Annotated in this window: 20 protein-coding genes and 1 pseudogene; 11 read left to right on the forward strand and 10 right to left on the reverse strand. The window is 73.8% G+C overall.

Features of this window, described 5'->3' with window-relative positions:
* Positions 1 to 90: 90 nt before the first annotated feature.
* From ACZ6JY_RS14070 to ACZ6JY_RS14080, 3 genes are all read left to right on the forward strand, one after another.
* Entirely contained in the window at positions 91 to 1,242 is a 1,152-nt protein-coding gene (locus ACZ6JY_RS14070; RefSeq protein ID WP_469195642.1) for a lipid-transfer protein, read from the forward strand.
* Between the two features lie 76 nt (positions 1,243 to 1,318).
* Entirely contained in the window at positions 1,319 to 1,774 is a 456-nt protein-coding gene (locus ACZ6JY_RS14075) for a Zn-ribbon domain-containing OB-fold protein (RefSeq protein ID WP_469195644.1), read from the forward strand.
* Complete coding sequence (locus tag ACZ6JY_RS14080) at positions 1,771 to 2,565, forward strand: enoyl-CoA hydratase/isomerase family protein (protein WP_469195646.1); 795 nt, start codon at positions 1,771 to 1,773, stop codon at positions 2,563 to 2,565. The genes ACZ6JY_RS14075 and ACZ6JY_RS14080 overlap by 4 nt, the downstream gene beginning before the upstream one ends.
* A gap of 60 nt (positions 2,566 to 2,625) precedes the next feature.
* Here ACZ6JY_RS14080 and afsK read toward each other — a convergent pair whose 3' ends face one another.
* Together afsK and ACZ6JY_RS14090 are read right to left on the reverse strand one after the other, a co-directional pair.
* Positions 2,626 to 5,010, reverse strand: coding sequence for a protein serine/threonine kinase AfsK (afsK, locus tag ACZ6JY_RS14085; RefSeq protein ID WP_469195648.1), 2,385 nt, complete (start codon positions 5,008 to 5,010; stop codon positions 2,626 to 2,628).
* A gap of 194 nt (positions 5,011 to 5,204) precedes the next feature.
* A complete protein-coding gene (locus tag ACZ6JY_RS14090; RefSeq protein WP_469195650.1) occupies positions 5,205 to 6,089 on the reverse strand; it encodes a VOC family protein in 885 nt (294 codons plus the stop codon).
* Positions 6,090 to 6,245: 156 nt separating this feature from the next.
* Here ACZ6JY_RS14090 and ACZ6JY_RS14095 point away from each other — a divergent pair, with 156 nt between their 5' ends.
* Positions 6,246 to 6,893, forward strand: coding sequence for a TetR family transcriptional regulator (locus tag ACZ6JY_RS14095; protein WP_447039105.1), 648 nt, complete (start codon positions 6,246 to 6,248; stop codon positions 6,891 to 6,893).
* A 187-nt stretch (positions 6,894 to 7,080) separates the two neighbouring features.
* Here ACZ6JY_RS14095 and ACZ6JY_RS14100 read toward each other — a convergent pair whose 3' ends face one another.
* The 3 genes from ACZ6JY_RS14100 to ACZ6JY_RS14110 form a co-directional block, all read right to left on the reverse strand.
* Entirely contained in the window at positions 7,081 to 7,560 is a 480-nt protein-coding gene (locus ACZ6JY_RS14100) for a nitroreductase family deazaflavin-dependent oxidoreductase (protein ID WP_469195653.1), read from the reverse strand.
* A complete protein-coding gene (locus tag ACZ6JY_RS14105; protein WP_469195655.1) occupies positions 7,560 to 8,804 on the reverse strand; it encodes an acyl-CoA dehydrogenase family protein in 1,245 nt (414 codons plus the stop codon). The genes ACZ6JY_RS14100 and ACZ6JY_RS14105 overlap by 1 nt, the downstream gene beginning before the upstream one ends.
* 155 nt (positions 8,805 to 8,959) lie before the next feature.
* Positions 8,960 to 9,085: a hypothetical protein gene (locus ACZ6JY_RS14110; RefSeq protein ID WP_469195657.1), complete on the reverse strand. Its 126-nt coding sequence runs from the start codon at positions 9,083 to 9,085 to the stop codon at positions 8,960 to 8,962.
* A gap of 46 nt (positions 9,086 to 9,131) precedes the next feature.
* Here ACZ6JY_RS14110 and ACZ6JY_RS14115 point away from each other — a divergent pair, with 46 nt between their 5' ends.
* Entirely contained in the window at positions 9,132 to 10,274 is a 1,143-nt protein-coding gene (locus ACZ6JY_RS14115; protein WP_469195658.1) for a thiolase C-terminal domain-containing protein, read from the forward strand.
* A gap of 135 nt (positions 10,275 to 10,409) precedes the next feature.
* Complete coding sequence (locus ACZ6JY_RS14120) at positions 10,410 to 11,099, forward strand: pyridoxine/pyridoxamine 5'-phosphate oxidase (protein WP_469195660.1); 690 nt, start codon at positions 10,410 to 10,412, stop codon at positions 11,097 to 11,099.
* An 81-nt stretch (positions 11,100 to 11,180) separates the two neighbouring features.
* On the opposite strand, the gene ACZ6JY_RS14125 is transcribed toward ACZ6JY_RS14120, so the two are convergent.
* The 3 genes from ACZ6JY_RS14125 to ACZ6JY_RS14135 all read right to left on the reverse strand — a co-directional run bounded on the left by ACZ6JY_RS14125 (position 11,181) and on the right by ACZ6JY_RS14135 (position 13,359).
* Entirely contained in the window at positions 11,181 to 12,044 is an 864-nt protein-coding gene (locus tag ACZ6JY_RS14125; RefSeq protein ID WP_469195662.1) for a GNAT family N-acetyltransferase, read from the reverse strand.
* A gap of 425 nt (positions 12,045 to 12,469) precedes the next feature.
* A complete protein-coding gene (locus tag ACZ6JY_RS14130; protein WP_469195664.1) occupies positions 12,470 to 12,910 on the reverse strand; it encodes a Zn-ribbon domain-containing OB-fold protein in 441 nt (146 codons plus the stop codon).
* Positions 12,910 to 13,359, reverse strand: coding sequence for a DoxX family protein (locus ACZ6JY_RS14135; RefSeq protein WP_469195666.1), 450 nt, complete (start codon positions 13,357 to 13,359; stop codon positions 12,910 to 12,912). The genes ACZ6JY_RS14130 and ACZ6JY_RS14135 overlap by 1 nt, the downstream gene beginning before the upstream one ends.
* Positions 13,360 to 13,564: 205 nt before the next feature.
* Here ACZ6JY_RS14135 and ACZ6JY_RS14140 point away from each other — a divergent pair.
* From ACZ6JY_RS14140 to ACZ6JY_RS14155, 4 genes and pseudogenes are all read left to right on the forward strand, one after another.
* Positions 13,565 to 14,722, forward strand: a pseudogene (locus ACZ6JY_RS14140) (flavin-containing monooxygenase); the annotation flags it as partial.
* A gap of 496 nt (positions 14,723 to 15,218) precedes the next feature.
* Positions 15,219 to 17,453 (forward strand): acetate--CoA ligase family protein, encoded by a 2,235-nt coding sequence (locus tag ACZ6JY_RS14145; RefSeq protein ID WP_469195667.1) that lies wholly within the window; start codon positions 15,219 to 15,221, stop codon positions 17,451 to 17,453.
* Positions 17,454 to 17,685: 232 nt separating this feature from the next.
* A complete protein-coding gene (locus ACZ6JY_RS14150) occupies positions 17,686 to 18,549 on the forward strand; it encodes an enoyl-CoA hydratase/isomerase family protein (RefSeq protein WP_469195669.1) in 864 nt (287 codons plus the stop codon).
* 125 nt (positions 18,550 to 18,674) lie between these two features.
* Positions 18,675 to 19,301 carry a flavin reductase family protein gene (locus ACZ6JY_RS14155; RefSeq protein ID WP_469195671.1) on the forward strand — a complete coding sequence of 209 codons (627 nt, stop codon included), beginning with the start codon at positions 18,675 to 18,677 and terminating at the stop codon, positions 19,299 to 19,301.
* Here ACZ6JY_RS14155 and ACZ6JY_RS14160 read toward each other — a convergent pair.
* Complete coding sequence (locus ACZ6JY_RS14160) at positions 19,291 to 20,631, reverse strand: MFS transporter (protein WP_469195673.1); 1,341 nt, start codon at positions 20,629 to 20,631, stop codon at positions 19,291 to 19,293. The genes ACZ6JY_RS14155 and ACZ6JY_RS14160 overlap by 11 nt on opposite strands.
* Before the next feature lie 59 nt (positions 20,632 to 20,690).
* Here ACZ6JY_RS14160 and ACZ6JY_RS14165 point away from each other — a divergent pair, with 59 nt between their 5' ends.
* Complete coding sequence (locus tag ACZ6JY_RS14165; RefSeq protein ID WP_469195675.1) at positions 20,691 to 21,725, forward strand: GlxA family transcriptional regulator; 1,035 nt, start codon at positions 20,691 to 20,693, stop codon at positions 21,723 to 21,725.
* Here the strand turns inward: ACZ6JY_RS14165 and ACZ6JY_RS14170 are convergent.
* The gene (locus ACZ6JY_RS14170) at positions 21,657 to 22,925 is read right to left on the reverse strand and encodes an MFS transporter (RefSeq protein ID WP_469195677.1); all 1,269 of its coding nucleotides are present in this window, start codon (positions 22,923 to 22,925) and stop codon (positions 21,657 to 21,659) included. The two genes, ACZ6JY_RS14165 and ACZ6JY_RS14170, sit on opposite strands and share 69 nt — an antisense overlap.
* Between the last annotated feature and the right edge of the window lie 22 nt (positions 22,926 to 22,947).

Here is a 22,947-nt window from a genome sequence, read left to right on the forward strand (position 1 = left end):
CTAGCCTGACGCACTGTCAGCAGCAGGGACGCCGTCCGCGCACGCCGACCGGGTCCCACGTCTCGCGAGCTCGCGGAGGTGCCGCCGCCCATGACCTCACTCAAGGACGCCACAGCGATAGCCGGGATCGGCCGGACCCCCTTCGCGAAACACCTGCGGGAGCCCGAGAAGACGCTGGCCTGCCGCGCGATCCTCGCCGCGCTCGACGACGCCGGCATCGCACCGTCCGAGGTCGACGCCTTCGCCTCGTACACGATGGAGGAGACCGACGAGGTCGAGGTCGCCAAGGCCATCGGCGCCGGTGACGTCACCTTCTTCAGCAAGGTCGGCTACGGCGGCGGCGGTTCCTGCGCGACCGTCGCCCACCTCGCCTCCGCCATCGCCACCGGGCAGGCGAGCGTCGGCATCGCCTGGCGTTCCCGCAAGCGCGGCAGCGGCCCCCGCCCGTGGAAGAACACCGCCGTGCAGCTCCCCACCCCCGCCCAGTGGACGCGGCCCTTCGGGCTCCTGCGCCCCGCCGACGAGATCGCGATGCTGACGCGCCGCTACATGCACGAGTACGGCGTGACCCGCGACCACCTCTTCAACGTCGCCCTCGCCTGCCGCAACCGGGCCAACCAGAACCCGGCCGCGATGATGTACGAGCGCCCGCTGACCCGCGACATGTACATGAACTCGCGCTGGATCAGCGAACCGCTCTGCCTCTTCGACAACTGCCTGGAGACCGACGGGGCGCTGGCCTGCGTCGTCGTCTCCGCCGAGCGGGCGCGCGACTGCCGCACCAGGCCCGTGTACGTCCACTCCGTCGCGCAGGGCCTGCCCGCGCAGCACCACGGAATGGTCAACTACTGGAACGACGACCCGCTCTCCGGGCCCGCCTGGACCGCGGCCCGCCGGCTCTGGAAGCAGGCCGACTTCGGGCCGCACGACGTGGACGTGGCGCAGATCTACGACGCGTTCACCCCGCTCATCCCGCTCTCCCTGGAGGGCTACGGCTTCTGCGGCCGCGGCGAGGGCGGCGCCTTCACCGAGGGCGGAGCCCTGGAGAGCGGCGGCCGCCTCCCCCTCAACACGAGCGGCGGCGGCCTCAGCGAGGCCTACGTCCACGGCTTCAACCTCATCACCGAGGGGGTGCGGCAACTGCGCGGCACGAGCACCGCCCAGGTCCCCGGGGCATCCACGTGCCTGGTGACGGCAGGGGAGGGGGTCCCCACGTCAGCGCTGCTGCTACGGGCCCCATAGGGGGCGTCGGCCCCGTAGGGGCGCGAGGAACTGCGCGAGCGACCACACGAATCCCGCACCCGGCAAAGGACAGGACATGGCAGCCGAGACACCGCCACCAGAGCCCCTGCTACGCCCCACGATCGACGAGGACGGCGCCCCCTTCTGGGACTACGCCGCCCGAGGCGAACTCCGTATCCAAGCCTGCGCGGCCTGCGCCCAGTTGCGCTGGCCGCCAAGGCCCTGCTGTCCGCACTGCCAGTCCTTCGACAGCGAGTGGCGCCACATGAGCGGCCGCGGCCGCGTCTGGTCGTACGTCTTCCCGCACCCGCCCCTGCTGCCCGCCTACGCCGCACAGGCCCCGTACAACGCGGTCGTCGTCGAGCTCGCCGAGGCCCCGCGCATCCGCCTGGTCGGCAACCTCGTCGCCGCGCCCGACGCCCCGCTGGACTCCGTCGCCCCTGAGCGGCTGCGCATCGGCGTGAAGGTGCAGGTCGTCTTCGCGGACGTGGACGGGGTGGCCGTGCCCCGCTGGATGCTGGAGCGGCCATGACGGGGGGCGGCGCGCTGCGGACGAGCGTGGACGCCGGTTCGGGGGTGGCCGTGCTCACCCTCGACCGTCCGGAACGCCACAACGCCATAGACCTGGAGACCGCGGCCGCACTCGTCGCCGCCTGGCGGGGCTTCCGCTTCGACGACTCCGTACGGGCGGTCGTGGTGACCGGTGCGGGGGACCGGGCCTTCTGCACGGGGATCGACCGCTCGGTGGAGGTGCCGCAGCCACGCTCCCCGTACACGATCGACGATCCGCTCGCCGCGATCGGCCCGAAGGCGAACGACCTCTGGAAGCCGGTGATCGCCGCGGTCAACGGCATGGCGTGCGGCGGCGCGTTCTACCTCCTGGGCGAGGCGGAGTTCCTCGTCGCCTCCGAGGACGCGACGTTCTTCGACCCGCACACCACGTACGGGATGGTCAGCGCGTACGAGTCGATGTACATGGCCCAGCGCATGCCGTACGGGGAGGCCGCGCGGATGTCGCTGATGGGCACCGCCGAGCGGGTCTCGGCGCGACGGGCGTACGAGGTGGGCCTGGTCTCGGAGCTCACCCCGCCCGGCGGAGCGCGCGCGGCGGCGGTACGCGCCGCCGAGATCATCGCTTCCCACCCCACGGAGGCGGTACAGGGCACGGTCCGGTCCCTCTGGTCCGCGAGGGAGTCCGCCCTGGCCGCCTCGCTGGCACAGGCGCCGCACCTGGTCACGCTGGGGAACGTGCCGCCGGACCGGCAGGCGGAGCTGTTCGGGGGACGGCGGGAACGGCGGGGCGGGCAGTACCGGCTGCGGTGAGGCCCCGCCGGGCAGGTCATCCCCTGCCCGGAACCTCCGCCCGGACCCCTGCCGGGCAGGTCAAGCCCGCCCGGCGCCTCCGCCTGCCGCCGTTCCGGTGCCTCGCTCGGCGTCCAGCGCGTACACGCAGCGGTCCTTGCTGCACGCGTACACCACCCCGTCCCGCACCACGGGCGCGCCCGTGATCTCGCCGCCGGTGGCCAGCTTCCAGCGGAGGCGGCCGTCGTCGGCCTTCAGGGTGTAGAGGAGGTGGTCCGTGGAGCCGAAGTGGATGCGGCGGTCGGCGACCACGGGGGCGCCGACGACTTCGCCGCCCGCCTGGAAGCGCCACTTGGGCGTGCCCGTCACCGCGTCGAGGGTGTAGAGGCCCTTGCCGCTGCCCACGTGCACGTGGCCGTCCGCGACGAGGACCGGCTCGATCGAGGAGCGTGCCTCCGTGGCGATGCGCCACCGGTCACGCCCGTCCGTGGCGTCGAGCGCGTACACCGTACCGAGGTAGTCGGCGAGGTAGACGCCGCCGCCCGTGACGGCGGGTCCTGGCGCGAAGGCGGGCGGGCAGAGGAAGGCCGCGGGCGCCTCGAAGTGCCAGCGCACATGCCCGGCGGCCACGTCGATGGCGAGCACGCGGGTGCCGGCGGCGACGTACACGTACCCGTCCTGCGCCTGGGCGATCCGCACCGGCACGCCGCCGCAGGAGGCCGCGTCGCCCACGGGGTAGGACCAGCGCTCCTCGCCGGTCCGCGCCTCCAGGGCCCGCAGCCGCGCGTCCTTCCAGACGTACACCGTGCCGTCGGCGACGACGGGCCCGGCCTCCGGCGTCTCGAAGTCGGTCTGGGCCCCGGTGATCTCCCAGAGCTTCTCGCCGTTGGCGGCCTCCCAGGCCTGGACGCCGCCGCCCCGGGTGCCGGTGACGACCGTGCCGCGGGCGGCCTGGAGGGAGTACACCCAGGCGTCGGTCGGCAGCCGCCACAGGTCGGAGCCCTCGGCGCCGTCCAGGGCGTAGAGCGTGGGCCCGTCGGAGGCGTGGATGCGGCCGTCGGCGACCGCCATGGACCAGGCGACGTCCCGCGTCTTGAAGCTGCGGCGGCCCGTGCCGACGTCGAGGGCGTGCACCTCGAAGGAGGTGACGTAGACGAGGTTCCCGGCGACCGCGGGCGTGCCCCAGACGTCGTTCGACATGCGGAAGCGCCACGGCCGCCACGAGGTGCCCGCCGCGTCGGGGGCGGGCGCGGGTGCGGGCACGGCGGCGGGCGCGACGCCGTTCGCCCCGGCCTTGGGCGCCGATGACCGGGTCCAGGAGGCGGCGAGCCCGGAGTCCCCCGGCCCGATGGACGGGCGCGCGGCGACCCTCGGCCCCGGCCCGATCGGCACCTTCGCCCCGGCGAGCCGCACGGGCCCCCCGTCGGGCGCGGCCGAGAACGGCGGCCGGGACGGCGCGGGCGGCGGCTGCCGCGGGGGCGGCGGCGCGATGACGGAGGCGGCGGGCGCGGCGCCACGGCCACCGCTGCGGCCCGCGGTGGCCGGCACCCTGGCCGGCGGCCGGCCGCCCCTGCGGGCCTCGATGAGGGCGACGGCCCGCTCGGGCAGCCAGGCGGAGGCGGTGCCGCTGTCGTCGTTGTCGGCGCTCTCGGAGGCGAAGAGGTGCGGGGCGAGCTGTGTCTGGAGGTCGGCGGGGGACGGCCGTCTCGTGGCGTCCATCTGCATGCAGGACTCGATCAGCGGACGGAGGTCGTCCGGGAGTCCTTCCAGGTCAGGGCCTTCGCGAAGGAGCATGAAGACCGTCTCGACGGGGTTGGCGCCATGGAAGGGCGCGTGCCCGGTCGCGGCGAAGACCAGCGTCGAGCCGAGCGAGAAGACGTCGCTGGCCCCGGTGACGCTGCGCGAGTCCTTCGCCTGCTCGGGCGACATGTACGCGGGCGTGCCGACGGCGACGTTGGTCATGGTCAGCCGCGTGTTGGAGACGCCGGACGCGATGCCGAAGTCGATGACGCGCGGCCCGTCCTCGACGACGAGGACGTTGGACGGCTTGAGGTCACGGTGGACGAGCCCGGCCCCGTGGATGGACTCCAGGGCCTCGGCCACGCCCGCCGCCAGCCACCGCACCGCCTGGGTGGGCAGCGGCCCGTGTTCATTCACTATTTCTTCGAGCGAGGGCGCGGGCACGTACGCCGTGGCGAGCCAGGGCACGGCGGCGCGCGGATCGGCGTCCACGACGGCGGCCGTGTAGAAACCGGACACCGCGCGCGCGGCCTCGACCTCGCGCGTGAAGCGGACGCGGAACAGCTGGTCCTCGGCGAGCTCGGTCCGTACCGTCTTGATCGCCACGCGTCGCCCCGACGCGGAGCGCGCCAGATAGACCAGGCCCATGCCTCCGGCGCCCAGCCTGCCGAGGACCTCGAACGGGCCGATCCGCCTCGGATCGTGCTGCGTCAGCTGATCCACCACTTGCCCTGCCACCTCCCCGTACGCGGCCGCCGAAGCGGGCAGCCCCGTGCAGCGTCTCACCACCGAGCCGCTCCGGCGGCACGCACCCTGATTCTTCCTGTCCGGGGCGGCCGTGGCGAACCCGGGGCGTGATCGGGGTGTCTCGGGTTGTCTCGGGACAAAACCGCGCCGCGAGCGGCCCCGCCGTGGGCGCTTCAGTCCTGGAGGACCGCGAAGACCGCCCCTTGGTTGTCCCTGATCACCGCCATTCGCCCGTACGGGATGTCGGTGGGCGGCATGAGCGCGCGACCGCCGAGCCGGGTGGCCGCCGCGGTCGTGGCGTCGGCGTCGGCGACGTTGAAGTAGACGAGGAAGTGCGGAGGCATCTCGGGGGTGCTGTATCCGTCGGCGGACCGTGCGCCGACGGCACCGGCGTCGGGGAAGAGCTGGCGCCCGCCGACGGCCGTGTCGGGGCCGGGCTCGGAACCGGCCGGTGACCAGGTGCGGAAGGCGACACCCGGCAGGTCGAGGTCGTGGCCCTCGTAGCCGAGGACGCCCTCGTAGAAGGGGTCGGTCCGGCTCTTGTCGCGGGAGTACACCTCGGTCCAGCAGAACGCCCCGGGCGCCTGGGTCAGGCCGAAGCCCCGGTGTGTGCCGGCCTGCCAGATCCCGAAGACGGCGCCCTCGGGGTCGGCGGCGAGCCCCATCGTCCCGAAGCGCCCCACGGTCATGACCTCGGTGACCATGGAGCCGCCCGCCGCCTTGATCCGCCCGGCGAGCGCGGCGGCGTCGGGGGTGGCGAGATAGACCGTCCATACGGTGGGCATGCGGCCGTCGGCCTTGGGCGCGAGGGCGGCGACGGCCCGCCCTTCGCGGTACGCCAGGGTGTAGTGGCCGTACTCCGGCCCCACCCCCTCGTCGAAGGTCCAGCCGAAGAGCTCTCCGTAGAACCGCTTGCCGCCCTCGACGTCGGGGAGCATCGCGTCGGCCCAGCAGGGCACGCCCTCCGCGTATCCGTCCCCCGCGTCCCGGTCGACGTGTTCGCCCCTCGCGTCCCGCTCCGCGTGTCCGTCCCCCGTGTTCCGCTCCGCGTAGTCCATGCCAGTCAAGCTAGCGGCGGTCCGGCCGGCTCGCAGCACAGCAATTCGAACACCTGGTCAATTCTTACGGGCACGCCTCACGCCCCGCTCACGCGCCCCAACCCCATTTGCACTCGGCCGAATCGCGCTCCGATCACCCCTCGGTAAGCTGACGGCATGACAGGACAGGTACGGACCGTCGACGGCCGCGTGGCCGGTCGACGCGGTCAGGCGACGCGTCAGAAGCTGCTCGACTGCCTCAGCGAAATGCTCAGCTCTTCGCCCTACCGGGACGTCAAAGTCATCGACGTCGCCCGGAAGGCGGGGACTTCACCAGCGACCTTCTACCAGTACTTCCCGGACGTCGAGGGCGCCGTCCTGGAGGTCGCGGAGCAAATGGCCGCGGAGGGCGCCGAATTGACCCAGCTCCTCGAAGGCCGGTCGTGGGTCGGCAAGGCGGGCTGGCAGACCTCCCAGGAGCTGGTCGACGGCTTCATGGAGTTCTGGCGCAAGAACGACGCGATCCTCCGGGTCGTCGACCTGGGCGCCGCCGAGGGCGACAAGCGCTTCTACAAGATCCGGATGAAGATCCTCAATTCGGTCAACAACTCCCTCACGGACACCGTCAAGGAGCTCCAGGCCAAGGGCAAGGTCGACAAGGACGTCAGCCCGGCCGCCATGGCGGGCTCCATCGTCGCGATGCTCGCCGCGGTCGCCTCGCACCAGCGCGGCTTCCAGACCTGGGGCGTCAAGCCGGCGGAGCTCAAGCCGAACCTCGCGATGCTGGTGCATCTGGGCGTGACGGGCAAGAAGCCCACGAAGTAACGCCGCGGCGCAACCCCGCGGCAGCCCCGCGCCGCCCCTTTCCTGTCTCACGGCGGCTTCCTGCCTTACGGCGGCTTCCTGCCACTGCGGTGGCCACCTGGCCTTACGGCGGCTTCCTGTCATCCCGGCGGTGGATCACCCAGGTGATCCGCCGCCGTGGCGTTTCACCCACGCGGCCGGCCGTGGTTCACCGGTCGCGCCGCTCCAGGCGGAACAGCCGTATCTCCCGGTCCACCCGCGCCTGGTACGCGGCGTACGGCGGCCAGAACGCGAGCGCGGCCTCCCAGACCGCCGCCCGCTCCTCCCCCGCCAGCAGCCGCGCCCGCACGGCGATGTCCGTGCCGCGCCAGTTGATCTCCGCGTCCGGATGCGCGAGGAGATTCGCGGTCCACGCGGGGTGACCGGGGCGCCCGAAGTTGGACCCGACGAGGACCCAGCCGCCGGACGCCTCGTCGGGCATGCAGGCCAGCGGCGTACGCCTCGGCAGCCCGCTCCTGGCGCCGCGCGCGGTCAGGATGACGCCGGGCAGCATCTGGGCGCTGAGCAGCACTTTTCCGCGGGTGAGGCGGTGCACGGCGCGGTCCAGCGCGGGGATGACGTGCGGCGCGACCTTCGCGAAGACCTTGGTGGACGACACCTTCTGGACCAGGCGGACTCCTGGCGGCATCAGCAGGCCTCCCCCACCGTGACGGCCCCCGTGAAGAGGCCGGCCCGCTCGGCCGCCCTGGCCCGCAGCCGGTGGACGGGCCCGAAGAGGAGTTCGTCCCCTGCGGCCCGCTTGAAGTAGAGGTGCGCGTCGTGCTCCCAGGTGAAACCGATCCCGCCGTGCAGCTGCACAGCCTCGGAAGCGGCGGCCCGCAGAGCTTCGAGCCCTTGCGCGAGCGCGAGCCCGCCGGGCCGCTCGGTTCCTTCTCCAGGCCCTGCGGCCCCGTCCCCGCCGGACCCCGCGCCCCCCGCACCGGCGGCCCACGCCGCGTAGTAGGCGGCCGAGCGCGCCGCCTGCACCTGTACGTACACGTCGGCGAGGCGGTGCTTGACCGCCTGGAAGGACCCGATCGGCCGCCCGAACTGCTCGCGCCGCCGCACATGCTCCAAGGTCCGCTCCAGGGCCCGGTCCGCCGCCCCCACGGCCTCGGCCGCGAGAACGGTGGCGGCCACGTCCCCCACCGCCACCAGCGCCGTCGGCACATCGGCGGCGTCATCACCGCCGAGCAATTCCGCCTCTACGTCGCGGAGTTCGATTCTCGCCTGGGCGCGGGTCTCGTCGAGCGCCGTCTGCCGCGCCCGCGCCATGCCGCGCGCTCCCTCCCGTATGAGGAAGAGGAGGGTACGGGAACGGGCGAAGCCCCCGGTGTGCGCGGCCACGACCAGCAGCCCCGCGCTGTGCCCGTCGAGCACCTGCCCGGCCTGCCCGTACAGCCGCCAGGTCCCGGCGTCGAGCCTCGCCTGCACGCCGCCGGCGCGTCCGCCGCCCGCCCAGTCGCCGTCGTTGTCCCCGATCAGGCCGAGCGCGGTGGCGAGCCCGGCCCCCGGGACGGCCAGGGCCGCGGTCAGCCGGCCTTCCGCGATGCGTGGCAGGATCTCGGCGCGCTGCTCCTCGGTACCGAGCGCGAGGATCAGCGGGGCGGCGAGTACGGCGGTGGCGAGGAGCGGGGAGGGTGCGAGGGCGCGGCCCAGCTCCTCACAGCCGAGCGCGAGCTCCGCGGCCGTGCAGCCGACGCCCCCGTACGCCTCGGGGAGCGCGAGCCCCGGCAGGCCGAGCTGTTCGGCGAGGGCGGACCACAGGGCGGAGTCGTGGCCCGCCGGGGTGCGCGCCGCGGCCTTGACGTCGTCGGGCCCGCAGCGCTTGGTGACCAGTTCGCGAAGGGTGCGGCGGATCTCGTCCTGTTCCGCACTGAAGGCGGCGTCCATGGGCAGACTCCTCCCCCGGGTCCCGTGGGCCGAGCCCGGATCTGACGGGGCGTCATGCTAGGCCTGGGGCGCCGATATGCACAGAGCGGCGACGTGAGGCCGGGGGCTGCCGTGTGGGCCGGCCTCGGGGGGGCGGCTGGGACTGCCCGCACCGCCTAGACCTGATGTACCGTCAGATTCATGACGTCCATGTCATCGATGCCGTACACGTCGCCCACGTCATCCGCGCGGCCCACGTCGTCCAAACCGCCCACGTCATCCGCGCCGTCGACGTCGTCCACGTCGTCGCTGTCTCCTGCCACCCGCTCCGCGCCCCGCAGGGTCGCCGTGGTCGGGGTCGCGCTCTCGGACTGCGGTCGGGTCGACGAGGCCACGCCCTACGCCCTCCACGCCCAGGCCGCCCGCCGCGCGCTCGCCGACTCCGGCCTCGACCGCGGCGTGATCGACGGCATCGCCTCGGCGGGGCTCGGCACGCTGGCCCCCGTCGAGGTCGCCGAGTACCTGGGGCTCAGGCCCCGCTGGGTGGACTCCACCTCCGTCGGCGGTGCCACCTGGGAGGTCATGGCGGCGCACGCGACGGAGGCGATAGCGGCGGGGCGGGCCGACGCCGTGCTGCTCGTGTACGGGTCGACCGCGCGCGCGGACATCAAGGCGGGGCGGCGCACGTCGAACCTCTCCTTCGGGGCGCGGGGGCCGCTCCAGTTCGAGGTCCCCTACGGGCACTCCCTGATCGCCAAGTACGCGATGGCGGCGCGCCGCCACATGCACGAGTACGGGACGACCCTCGAACAGCTCGCCTCCGTCGCCGTACAGGCACGGGCCAACGCGGCGACCAACCCCGAGGCGATGTACCGCGAGCCGGTCACCGTGGACGAGGTGCTCGCGGGCCCGATGATCGCGGACCCCTTCACCAAGCTGCACTGCTGCATACGTTCCGACGGCGGCTGCGCGGTCCTCCTCGCCGCCGAGGAGTACGTGGCCGACTGTGCCTCGCGGCCGGTGTGGGTCCTCGGCACGGGCGAGCACGTCTCGCACACGACGATGTCGGAGTGGGAGGACTTCACGGTCTCCCCGGCGGCGGTCAGCGGGCGTCTCGCCTTCGAACGTGCGGGGGTGCGGCCCGCGGACATCGACCTCGCGGAGATCTACGACGCGTTCACCTATATGACTCTGGTGACGCTCGAAGACCTCGGCTTCTGCGGCAAGGGCGAGGGCGGCGCCTTCGTGGAGAAGGGGCGCCTGCTGCGGGACGGCGAGCTCCCGACCAACACGGACGGCGGCGGCCTCTCGGCCCAGCATCCGGGGATGCGGGGCCTGTTCCTGCTGGTGGAGGCGGTACGACAACTCCGCGGCCAAGCAGGCCCCGGCCAGGTCCACCGCCCGGACGGCAGCCCCCCAGAACTGGCGGTGGCCTCCGGCACGGGCGGCTGGTTCTGCACTTCGGGGACGGTGGTGTTGGGACGGGGGTGAGGTTTGCCTGCGGCGATTGGCGCGAGATGACTGCCGACGGTCGGGCCGGGCAGCGGTGGCTTCTGGTGGGGTGGCTGTCGGCGGTCGGGGTGGGTAGCGGCGGCTGTTGGGTGGGCGGCGGGACACAATCGGGGGATGACGACTTCCGAGCAGGGCCGTGGCGGGCCGACCGCGTTTCAGGAGCTGTTGAGGGCCCAGCGGGTCTGGGACGTCGAGCTGCCGGGCTTCGATCCGGCCGGGGCTCCCGCCGCGCCGCTGCCCCTCTTCCACCAGTGGTTCGCGGAGGCGGTGGCCGCCGGGCAGGCCGAGCCGCACACCATGGGCCTGGCGACGGTGGCCGAGGACGGCGGCCCCGACGTGCGGACCGTGATGCTGCACGACGCCGACGACCGCGGCTGGCACTTCGCCTCGCACGCGAGCAGCGCGAAGGGCCGCCAACTGGCCGCCCGCCCGGAGGCCGCCCTGCACTTCTACTGGCCCACGCAGGGCCGGCAGATCCGGCTCAGGGGCCGCGTCACCACCGCCCCGCACCCCGAGAGCCTCGCCGACCTGCACGCCCGGTCGACGGGTGCGCTCGCCGCGGCGCTCGTCGGCCACCAGAGCGAAGTGCTCGGCTCGTACGAGGAGTTGGAGCGCGCATCGGACACGTCCTGGGCCCGCGCCCAGGCCGAGCCCGACGCGGACTCGCCGACGTGGACGCTGTACGTCCTCGACCCCCTGGAGGCCGAGTTCTTCCAGGGCGACGCCCGTCGCAGGCACGTCCGGCTCCGGTACCGCAAGCCAGCGGAGGGAGGGACCTGGGCACGGGACCTGCTCTGGCCCTGACGGGGCGGCGGCAAGCTTCCGCGTGCGCCCCGCTTCCGTGTGGACCCGCTTACGTGTGGACCCGCTTCCGTGTCGGCCCGATCAGTCGCGGGCGAAGTCGATTTGGGTGAAGTCCCGCACGGGCCGGTAGCCGAGCCGCTGGTAGAGGCCGTTGCTCGTGGGGTTGGCGAGGTCCGTGAAGAGCAGTACCTCCGCCGCGCCCGCGTCCAGCGCCGCACGGGTGACCGCGGCCGTGACGGCACCGCCGTAGCCACGGCCGCGCAGGTCGGCCGGGGTGTAGACGGGGGCGACACGTACCTGGCCCGCGGTGCGGCGGGTGACGCCTGCCATGGCGACCGGGGTGCCGTCGGGGGTCTCCCACAGGGTGACGCCGCCATAGGCGATACGGGCCTCCGCCCACTCCTCGGCGGCCATGGCGGGGCGCTCGCCCACGGCCTCGCCGAACGCTTCGTGCCAGCGCGCGAGCAGGCCGCGGTCGGCGGCGGTGGCGACGCGCGGAGCCCCGGGCGGGGCGGGCTCGGGCGGGGTGAGGGTGCCGAGCCGGTACAGGCGCTGCCGCAGGCCGACGCTCACGCCGGTACCGGTGTGCTCCGCCCAGGCCTGGGCGAATATCTCCGCCGTGGCGCGGTCTGCGGCGACTCCGGGCAGCTCGGGGCTGGCCTCGGCGAGCCGCCCCGCGAGGGCGAGGGCGGCCTCGGGCGCCTCGGGGCCGAGATCGCTGAGCGGGCTGAGGAGCGGCCGGTGGGGCGGGGTGCGTACGAGGGCTCCCCTGACGGTTCCGTCGGCCCCGGCGTACGTACCGAAGAGGGGCGCCCCGTCCCCGTACACCTGAAGCCCGCGCACGCGGAGGGTGTCCGTGACGCTGAGCAGTGCGGTGTGCAGGGCGGGTTCAGAGCGCAGGAACTCCTGGGCACGGGCGAGGAAGACGCCGAGATCGGACGTCAACTGCCAGGCATCCGCGCGGCCACGGGTGCCGCCCCGGGCCGACGCGGCAGGCGAGCCCGGAGCCAACGAGACCGACGGGGCAGGCACGGCTGACGGGGCAGGCGGGGCAGGCGGGGCAGGCACGGCTGATGGGGCAGGCGGGGCAGGTTCGGGGTTCGGGTCCATGCGCCATGATCCCCCGGTACGTGCGCCGACGCCTCGGAATTTCCCCGCGCCGCCCGGAGGCCGGGCGCACGTTGAAACCTCCCCGCGGCACGCTCCGGGCTCCGGGCTCCGGGCTCCCGGCTCCCGGCTCCCGGCTCCCGGCTCCCGGCTCCCGGCTCCCGGCTCCCGGCTCCCGGCTCCCGGCTCCCGGCTCCCGGCTCCCGGAGCAGAAACGAACCCGGGCGCACCCCGGCTCCGGGCGCTCACCCATCCCCGCCAAGTCAAGCCACCCCCGGCCGGAACACCGCGACCGCCACCCGCGCCCCCTCCACCCCCTCCACCCGGCGGAACGTCACCTCCAGTGGCATCCCTATCCGCAGCGCGTCCTCCCCGCAGTCGACGATCTCCGTCATCATGCGCGGGCCCTCCGCCAGGTCGACGACCGCGGCGGTGTACGGGACCCGGTCGCCGGAGGGGGGCAGGTCGTTGCGGTGCACCACCGACCAGGTGTAGAGCGTGGCCCGGCCGCTCGCCCGCTCCCAGGTGACGTCCTCGCTCCAGCAGCGGGGGCAGAACTCGCGAGGGTAGTGGTGCGCCACGCCGCACGCCCCGCAGCGGCGGACCAGCAGCGTGCCCTCTGCGGCCGCGTCCCAGTAAGGGCGGGTGAAGGCGTCCGGTTCCGGGAGGTCGAAGCGCGGGGTCGCCCGCGAGGCCCCGGCCATCAGAAGAGCCCGAGCGCGTGGTCGAGGGACCAGGTCTGCCAGGACATGGCGAAGAGGGCGACGAGCGAGATCAGCGCCATCATGCCGTTCTGCCCCTGCTCGGCCCAGTCGTGGATCATGAGGACGAGATAGATGATGTTGAGGAGAAGGCCGCAGACCAGCGCTATCGGGGTCAGGAAGCCGACGATCAGGCCGAGCCCGAGGGCGAGTTCGGCGTACGCGACGACGTACGCCATCACCTTGGGGCGCGGCGCGACGACCGTGTCGAAGCCGCTGCGGACCACCGCCCACCGGTGCTTCCCGGCCACGTCCGCCGCCCACGCGATCCCCGTGCCCCGCTCGAACCAGCCCTTCTTGTCCTTGTGGCGCCAGCTCTCCAGCCACCACAGGCCGAGACCCACGCGGAGCACGGCGAGCCATTCGGCGCCGGTGAGCCAGATCGAGTCCATGCCGGTCATCTCCCACTTCGGCTGCGTACACGATTTCGTACGCGAGTTTCTGACGGTACGTCAGTTCAGCGCAACCGGGCTCCGGTGCGCAAGAGGCCTGCGCCCCGCACGCGGGAAGTGAGGCCCTGTGGAACCGTGATCGATTCGCAGCCGGTTCCGGACTTGACCGATACCCATCAAGTAGACGCGCGGTTACTCTCCAGTCATGGCCGACCCGACATCCCCGCCAGCCGCCCAACAGGACCGCCCGGTGTACGTCATCGGCGCCGGCCCAGGAGGCCTCGCCACGGCGGCGGCCCTGGGCTCCCGGGGCGTCCGCGCAGTCGTCCTGGAGAAGTCCGAGCGCGTCGGCGCGTCCTGGCGCGGCCACTACGACCGGCTGCGTCTGCACACCACGCGGCGGCTCTCCGCGCTGCCCGGACTGCCGATCCCGCGTTCGTCCGGGCGGTGGGTCTCCCGCGACGACCTCGTCCGCTACCTGGAGAAGTACGCGGAGCACCACCGCATCGACGTCGTCACCGGAGTCGAGGTCACCGGCCTGGAACGCACCGCTGACGGAACCGGCTGGCTGCTGCGCGCGACGGGCGGCCGGGAGCTGACCGGCAGCGCGGTGGTGGTGGCCACCGGCTACAACCACACGCCCCGCATCCCCGACTGGCCCGGCCGCGACACGTACTCCGGTGAACTCCTGCACGCCCGCGACTACCGCAACCCCTCCCCCTACACCGGCAAGGACGTCCTCGTCGCCGGCGTCGGCAACACCGGCGCCGAGATAGCCGTCGACCTCGCCGAGGGCGGCGCCGCCCGGGTCCGCCTCGCCGTACGCACCGCCCCGCACATCGTGCGCCGCTCCACCGCCGGGTGGCCCGCGCAACTCACGGGCATCCTGTGCCGCAGGCTGCCGGTCGCCCTCGTCGACCGGCTCGCCGTACTGGTCGCCATGATCAGTGTCCCCAACCTGTCCCGGTACGGGCTGCCGCGGCCGGGCACCGGCCTGTACTCGCGGGTCAGGCAGGGGGCGATACCGGTGCAGGACGTCGGCCTGATCAACGCCGTGCGCAAGGGCCGGGTCGAGCCGGTCGCGGCCGTACGGTCCTTCGCGGACGGCCAGGTCGCCCTCGCGGACGGCAGCGTGATCTCCCCGGACGTCGTCATCGCGGCCACCGGCTACCGTCGCGCCCTCGAAAGCCTGGTCGGCGACCACGTCACCCTCGACGAGCGCGGCCGCCCGGCCACCCACGGCCGCCGCACCTCCCGGCAGGCGCCCGGCCTCTACTTCACCGGCTTCACCAACCCCATCAGCGGCATGCTCCGCGAGCTCGCCCTCGACGCGGAGAAGATCGCGAAGTCGATCGCCAGAACACTCGCCACGGCGAGGACCACGGCGACGACCACCGCAGGGACCACGGCAGGGACCACCGCGGGGACCACAGCAGAGGCCACCGCAGAGGCCGGCGCAAAGCCCGGGACGGCAACCGCAGCCGCCGCCGTCGCCGTCGCCGCGGACACAGCCCCAGCCGCAACCGGCGCCGAGCCCGCCACCGCGACCAAGGCCGAAGCCAAGGCCGAGTAGGCCAAGCCCGGAGACCGCCCCGCCCCACTGACCCCAGCAGCCACCCCGCCACTCCCCCGGGGCCGATTCGCGACCTTGGCACCGCGCGGATTCTGCGGTTCCGTGGAGGGAGGGCATGCGCGCCCCTCCCGTCCCATGCCCGGCGCGCCGCCCGCGTTCGCCCGCGCCACCCGCGCCACCCGCCCCGCTCACAGGCTTTGCGTGCAGCACCATTCCTGACACAACGTCAGTTCAGTAATCTGACTAGGCGTCAGTTAAATGCTGTCACACAGGAGCGGGCGGACCGATGCTTGGATCGACTCACGGCACCTTCACCACCGACCCCCGCCGCGCGCATGTTGTGGCCTGCGGCGAACTCCCCCGACACGCCGTCCACGGCACGGCCGGTACGGCCGCCACGGCCGACGACCTGGACGTCAGCGGCCGGCCGCTGCACGCCGACGTGCCCGACCTGGACCGCTTCTTCCGCCCCGAGTCCGTCGCCGTCGTCGGCGCGTCGGACACCGAGGGGCGGCCCAACACCGGCATCACCCGGCAGCTCATCGCCTGGGCCGAACGTGTCGGCGCGCGCCTGCACCCCGTGCACCCCACCCGTGCCTCAGTCTTCGGCATCACCTGCTTCCCTTCCGTCGCCGACCTGCCCGAACAGGTCGATCTGGCCGTCCTTCTGGTCGCCGATCCGCTGCCCGTCGTCGAGCAGCTCGCCGAGGAGAAGGTGCGGTTCGCCGTGGCCTTCGCCTCCGGGTTCGCCGAGACCGGTGAGGAGGGCGCCCTCGCCCAGGCCCGGCTCGCCGCCGCCGTCCAGCGCTCCGGCCTGCGGCTGCTCGGCCCGAACACCAACCTCAACGCCTTCGAGCACTTCCGCGAGGACCTCGAAGGCCCCGCCATCGCGCTCATCACCCAGTCCGGCCACCAGGGCCGCCCCGTCTTCGCCCTCCAGCAGCTCGGCATCCGCCTCTCGCACTGGGCGCCCACCGGCAACGAGGCCGACCTGGAGACCTCCGACTTCCTCTCCTACTTCGCCGAACGGCCCGAGGTCGGCGCCATCGCGGCGTACGTCGAGGGCCTCAAGGACGGCCGCGCCTTCCTGCTCGCCGCCGACCGGGCGGCCCGGCGCGGCGTGCCCGTGGTCGCCGTGAAGGTCGGCCGCACCGAGGCCGGTGCCCGTACGGCCGCCTCACACACCGGCAAACTGACCGGCGCCGACGCGGTGGTGGACGCGGCGATGCGGCAGTTCGGCGTGATCCGCGTCGACGGGCTCGACGAGCTCCAGGACACCGCGGCGCTGCTGGCCAGGGCCCGCCCGCCGCGGGCCGAGGGCGTCGTCGTCTATTCGATCTCGGGCGGCACGGGCGCGCACTTCTCCGATCTGGCGACGGAGGCGGGCCTGTCCCTGCCCGCGCTCGGCGAGGCCAAGCAGGCGGAGCTGCACCAGTGGATACCGGAGTACCTCGACGTCGCCAACCCCGTGGACAACGGCGGACACCCCGTCGGCGACTGGCGCGGGCGGAAGATCATCGACGCGATCCTCGACGACCCGCAGGTGGGGGTGCTCATCTGCCCCATCACCGGGCCGTTCCCGCCGATGAGCGACCAGCTCGCGCAGGATCTCGTGGACGCGGCGGAGGGGACGGACAAGCTGGTCTGCGTGGTGTGGGGGTCGCCCGTGGGCACCGAGGACGCTTATCGCGAGACGCTGCTCGGCTCCTCGCGCGTCGCGACCTTCCGCACCTTCGCCAACTGCATCACGGCGGTGCGCGCGCATCTGGACCACCACCGCTTCACCGCCCACTACCGCTCCCCCTTCGACGAGGCGCCGCGCACGCCCTCCCCGTCCTTCCGCAAGGCGCAGGCGCTGATGCGGCCCGGCCAGCAGCTCAGCGAGCACGCGGCGAAGCAGTTGCTGCGCGCGTACGGGATTCGCGTACCCCGGGAGCAGTTGGTGACCAGTGCGGCGGCGGCCGTGCGCGCGGCCGGTCTTGTCGGCTATCCGGTGGTCATGAAGGCCTCCGGGGCGCAGCTCGCCCACAAGACCGAGCTGGGTCTGGTGAAGGTGGGGCTGACCTCCGCCAGCCAGATCCGCGACGCCTACCGGGAGCTGACGGACATCGCCCGCTACGAGGGCGTCGACCTGGACGGCGTCCTCGTCTGCCAGATGGTGGAGCGGGGGGTCGAGATGGTCGTCGGCGTCACGCACGACGCGCTCTTCGGGCCGACGGTGACGGTCGGTCTCGGCGGTGTGCTCGTCGAGGTCCTGCGGGACACGGCCGTGCGGGTGCCGCCCTTCGGGGACGACCAGGCGAAGGCGATGCTGTCGGAGCTGCGGGGGCGCGCCCTGCTCGACGGTGTCAGGGGCGGGCCGCCCGCCGACGTCGACGCGCTGGTCGAGGTCGTGCAGCGGGTGCAGCGGATGGCGCTCGAACTGGGCGACGAGCTGTCCGAGCTGGACATCAACCCGCTGATGGTGCTGCCCCGCGGCATGGGAGCCGTGGCGCTCGACGCACTCGCCGTCTGCCGGTGACGCATGGCCGCCGCCGGCAGATGAAGCCCCGCCGCTGTCTGCCGGTGACGCAGGACCGGCGACTACCGGTGACGCACCGCCGCTGTCTGCCGGTGACGCAGGACCGGCGACCACCGGTGGCGCACCGCCACCGCCTGCCCGTGACGCGCGGCGGGCGAGTGCCGAGCGGGCGCTGCCGAGCACGGCTGCCACCAACCGCACCCCATCCCGTACGAAACGGAGCCACCCCCGCATGACACCCTCCCCCGACGCCCACGCCCACACCAATGCCCGACCCGGTACCGGACCCCTGTCCAGCGATCCGCCCGTTGACTCATTGATACGACACGCCACTGACAACGGCGTCTCGTGGATCACGCTCAACCGGCCCGAGGCCATGAACGCCGTCACCTGGGACCAGCGCGAACGCGTCATCGCGCTGCTGGACGAGGCGTCCGGCGACCCCGGCGTACGGGCCGTGGTGATCACCGCGACCGGCAGGGGCTTCTGCGCGGGCGCCGACCTGCGGGGCGCGCCCGCGGCGGCCGAGCGGGTGCCGGGTGACGTGGCCCGCACCATCCGGCGAGGCGCCCAGCGGCTGGTCTCGGCGGTCCTTGACTGCGAGAAGCCGGTGGTCGCGGCGGTGAACGGCACCGCGGCCGGCCTCGGCGCGCACCTGGCGTTCGCGTGCGACCTCGTACTGGCCGCCGAAGACGCGCGGTTCATCGAGGTGTTCGTCCGCCGCGGCCTCGTGCCGGACGGCGGTGGCGCGTATCTGCTGCCGCGTCTGGTGGGGCCGCAGCGCACCAAGGAGCTGATGTTCTTCGGCGACTCCGTGTCCGCCGCGGAGGCCCACCGGATCGGCCTGGTCAACCGCGTCGTACCGGCCGACGAGCTGGCGAAGACGGCCCGGGAGTGGGCGGAACGCCTGGCCGAGGGCCCGACGCGGGCCCTGGCCCTGACCAAGCAACTGGTCAACGCCTCCCTGGAGTCGGACCGGGCAACGGCCTTCGCGGCGGAGGCGACCGCCCAGGAGATCAACATGACCACCGCCGACGCGAACGAGGGCGTGGCCGCGTTCGTGGAGCGCCGCAGCCCCACGTACCGGGGCCGATAGGCGCAAGGAGGGCACGAGGGCACGCACGTGCGAGACCGCTGGACCGCTGGACCGCGAGAGCGACCCGCACCGCCGCGCCCCCACCCTTCCAATCTGACGCCCCGTCAGCTTCAATGAAAGGTGTGATGGGACACGCAGGAATGGCGGCCACCGCTGTCCGGTACCTCAAGTCGGTCGGGGCTCTTCCCGCCCCGGGACCCGTCGGGATTCCGCCGGTGGCGGCCGCGGGGTATCCGCGGCTGCGGGCGGTCGGGGACGACGAGCGGGTGCCGGTCGATCCGGGGGAGTTCCGGCGGGTGCTGGGCAACTTCGCCACGGGCGTCACGGTGATCACCGCGCCGTCCCCGGAGGGCGGGCCCGCGGGCTTCGCCTGCCAGTCCTTCGCCTCGCTCTCCCTCGAACCGCCGCTCGTCTCCTTCATGGTGGCGCGTACGTCGACGTCGTGGCCGCGCATCGCGCGCGCGGGCGTCTTCTGCGTGAACGTACTCGGCGCCGACCAGGGCGAACTCTGCCGCGGCTTCGCGGTCAGCGGCGCCGACAAGTTCGCCGGGGTGGTGTACGACGCGGCGCCCGTGTCCGGGTCGCCGCGCCTGGCCGGGGCGCCGGCGTGGATCGACTGCACGATCCAGGCCGTGCACACCGGCGGCGATCACCTCATCGTGGTCGGCCGGGTGGACGCGCTCGGCGCCGCGGAGGGCGACGCGGACCCGCTCCTGTTCCACCGCGGGGTGTTCGGCCGCTTCACACGCTGACGGAGCCTGCGACGACCGGTTCGCCGACCGGTTCGCGGCGCCGGATCACCAGCGCCATCAGGGCGGCCGCCGCGCACAGCGCCCCGGAGGCGTACCACATCACGTCGTACGAGCCGAAGACGTCGCGTGCGACGCCGCCGAGGAAGGCGACGAGGGCGGCGCCGATCTGGTGCGAGGCGAGGACCCAGCCGAAGACGATCGCGCTGTCGTCGCCGTACTGCTCGCGGCAGAGGGCGAGGGTGGGCGGGACGGTGGCGACCCAGTCGAGGCCGTAGAAGACGATGAAGAGCAGCATGGGCGGGTGGACGCTCGGCGCGAGCAGGACCGGCAGGAAGAGCAGCGAGACGCCGCGCAGCGCGTAGTAGACGGCGAGCAGGCGCCGCGCGTCGAAGCGGTCGGTGAACCAGCCCGAGGCGATCGTGCCCACGACGTCGAAGACGCCGATGACGGCGAGGAGTGACGCGGCGGCCTGTACGGGCATGTGCTCGTCGTGCGCGGCGGGCACGAAGTGGGTCTGTACCAGGCCGTTCGTCGAGGCGCCGCAGATCGCGAAGCTCCCCGCGAGCAGCCAGAAGGGGCCGGTGCGGGCGGCGTCGCGGAGCACGTTCAGCGTGCGCCGGGCGGCTCCCGTGACGGGCGGCGGCTTCGGCACGAACGCGTCCGCCCCGTACGGCTTCTCTCCGACGTCCGCGGGGTGGTCGCGCAACAGCAGCCATACGAAGGGGACGACGGCCAGAGCGGCGAGCGCGACCGTCACGGCGGCCGGCCGCCAGTCGTGCTCCGTCACGACCCAGGAGAGGAGCGGAAGGAAGATCAGTTGCCCGGAGGCCGAGGCGGCCGTGAGGACGCCGGTGACCAGGCCGCGCCGCTCGGTGAACCACCGGTTGGTGACGGTGGCGGCGAAGGCGAGCGCCATGGAGCCGGAGCCGAGCCCGACGAGCAGCCCCCAGCACAGGAGCAGTTGCCAGGCGGAGTCCATCCACACCGTGAGGCCGGAGCCGAGGGAGATGACGACGAGGGCGACCGCGACGACCTTGCGGATGCCGAAGCGGTCCATCAGCGCGGCGGCGAACGGGGCGGTCAGTCCGTACAGCGCGAGGTTGATGGAGACGGCGAGGCCGATGGTGCCGCGCGACCAGTGGAACTCCTCGTGCAACGGGTCGATGAGCAGGCCCGGCAGGGAGCGGAACGCGGCGGCGCCGATGATTGTCACGAACGTGACGGCGGCGACGTACCAGGCGCGGTGGATACGGCGGGGCCGGCGGTCGGCGCCGCTCGGCGAGGCGGTCCGCTCGGGCGGCTTGGTTGTCTGGGTCACGTCAGACAGCATCCGGCCACGGCGGTTCCGGTTCGAGTGGCCGGGGGGACAGCGTTCGCTAGGATCGGGCCATGGCCGCCCAGGAAGCACCCCGCACCGCGCCAGGCACCACGGCAGGCACCGCGGCACCCCGCCGCCACCGTGTCGTCGTCCTCGCCCTGGACGGCGTGATCCCCTTCGAACTCGGCATCCCGCAGCGGATTCTCGGCCGCGCGCGCACTCCCGAGGGCAGGCGCCTGTACGAGATCGTGACGTGCGGGGTGCGCGGCCCGGGACCGGTCCGTACGGACGCCGACTTCGACATCACGGTCGCCTGCGGCCCGGAGGCGCTCGCCACGGCGGACACGATCGTCGTCCCCGCCTCGTACGAACTGGGCCCGGTGTACGAGGAGGGGCGGCTGACCGACGAACTGGCCGCCGCCCTCGGCCACCGCAATCCGGCCGCGCGTCTGGTCGCGATCTGCACGGGCGGCTACCTCCTGGCCGCCGCCGGTCTCCTCGACGGCCGCCCCGCGACCACGCACTGGGCGTCGGCCGAGCACTTCCAGGCACTGTTCCCGCGGGTCGAGGTGGATGCCGATGTGCTGTTCATCGACGACGGCGACGTCCTGACGTCGGCGGGCGTGGCGGCGGGGGTCGACCTCTGCCTCCACCTGCTCCGCCGCGACCACGGCAGCGCGGTGGCCAACGACGTGGCCCGCCGCACGGTGGTGCCGCCCCACCGGGACGGCGGCCAGGCCCAGTACATCCAGCGCCCGGTGCCCGAGCCGCAGCTCGCGACCACGCGGACGGCCCGCGCCTGGGCGCTGAGCCGCCTCGACCAGCCGCTGCCGCTGCGGGACATGGCGGAGCAGGAGGCGATGTCGGTGCGCACCTTCACGCGCCGGTTCCGCGAGGAGGTCGGGATGAGCCCGGGGCGGTGGCTGACGCAGCAGCGGGTGGAGCGGGCGCGGCACCTGCTGGAGTCCAGCGACCTCTCCGTCGACCAGGTGGCGCGGGAAGCCGGGTTCGGCACGGCGCAGTCGATGCGGCAGCACCTACAGGTCGCGCTGGGGGTCACTCCCACCGCGTACCGCCGTACGTTCCGTGAGGTCGCCGCGGGGTGAGGGCGGGCCCGCGGGCTCCGCGGCTTCCGGCGGCCCGGCCGGTTCCGGAGCCTTGACCTCCCCCAGGACGCCGACCACGGTGAGCGCCACCCCGAGCCCCACGCCCGCCAGGATGGCCGTGGACGGCGAGACGACGCTGAGCAGGCCTCCGGCGAGCGAGCCGCTGGCCGCGTATCCGGCGCCGACGGCCGCGTACATCACCGAGTAGCCCGCGGCGAGGGCGCTGGGCGGCAGCACCTCGCGCAGCGACAGGTTGCGGGTGAGCATCGCCCCGGCCTGGAGCAGACCCGCCACGGCCAGGGCCCCGAACATCCAGCCGAGCCCCGGCAGTACGGCGACGGCCGCCAGGCACGCGGAGACGGCGAACATCAGCACCATGCTCTGTGTCCGCAGCCGCCCCGGCCAGGTGCGCAGCCCGTAGACGAACGAGCCGACGGCGGAGCCCGCCGCCAGCGCGGCCAGCAGCGGTCCCGCCCAGCCGACGGCCGTGCCGCGCTGTTCGAGCAGGGCGGGCAGGACGAGTTCGGCGAGGGCGAGCATCGAGAGGCTCGCGGCGCCGGTCACGTAGATCGGCCAGGCGCGCGCGAGGATCCGCGTCATCGACTCGCCGCCGCGGTCGTCGGCGTCCGAGCGCCACCCCGCGGGCAGCATCCAGAGCCCCGCCACGGCGGCCGCCATCAGCGCCCCGTCGAGCAGCAGGGGCGCCGCCGGTGAGACGCCGAGCGCGAGTCCGGTGACGGCGGCCGGGGCCACGCCCCAGATCACGAAGGTGAGGACGGACTCGGCGGACAGGGCCTGGGTGACGGCCTTGTCCGGTACGAGGCTCGTCAGCAGGGCGCGGAGGCCGCCGGGGCAGGCGGCGGGGCCCGCGCCCGCCACGAAGGCGAGGGCGGCCAAGGCCGCGGGGTGGGCCTGCGGGAAGGCGCCCAGGCCGGCGAAGGCCAGGGCGCCGACGGCCAGGCCCGCGGCCATCTGCGGCCTCGCGCGCTCGGGCCGCATGCGCGTGCCCAGGATGGGGGCGCCGATGACCTCACCGACCACGTACGCCGCGGCGAGGGCCGCGCCCAGGGCGTAGCCGCCGGGCCGCTCCCTCACCAGGAAGACGAGGGCGAGCGGCGCGCCCGCCACGGGCATCCTCGCGGCCACGGCCACGACGGCCCACCGGGCGACGCCCCCCGACCACACCTCCCGATAACTCATCCCCCGAAGCTACCGTCCCCCC

The sequence above is a fragment of the Streptomyces sp. NPDC046335 genome (assembly GCF_055587985.1).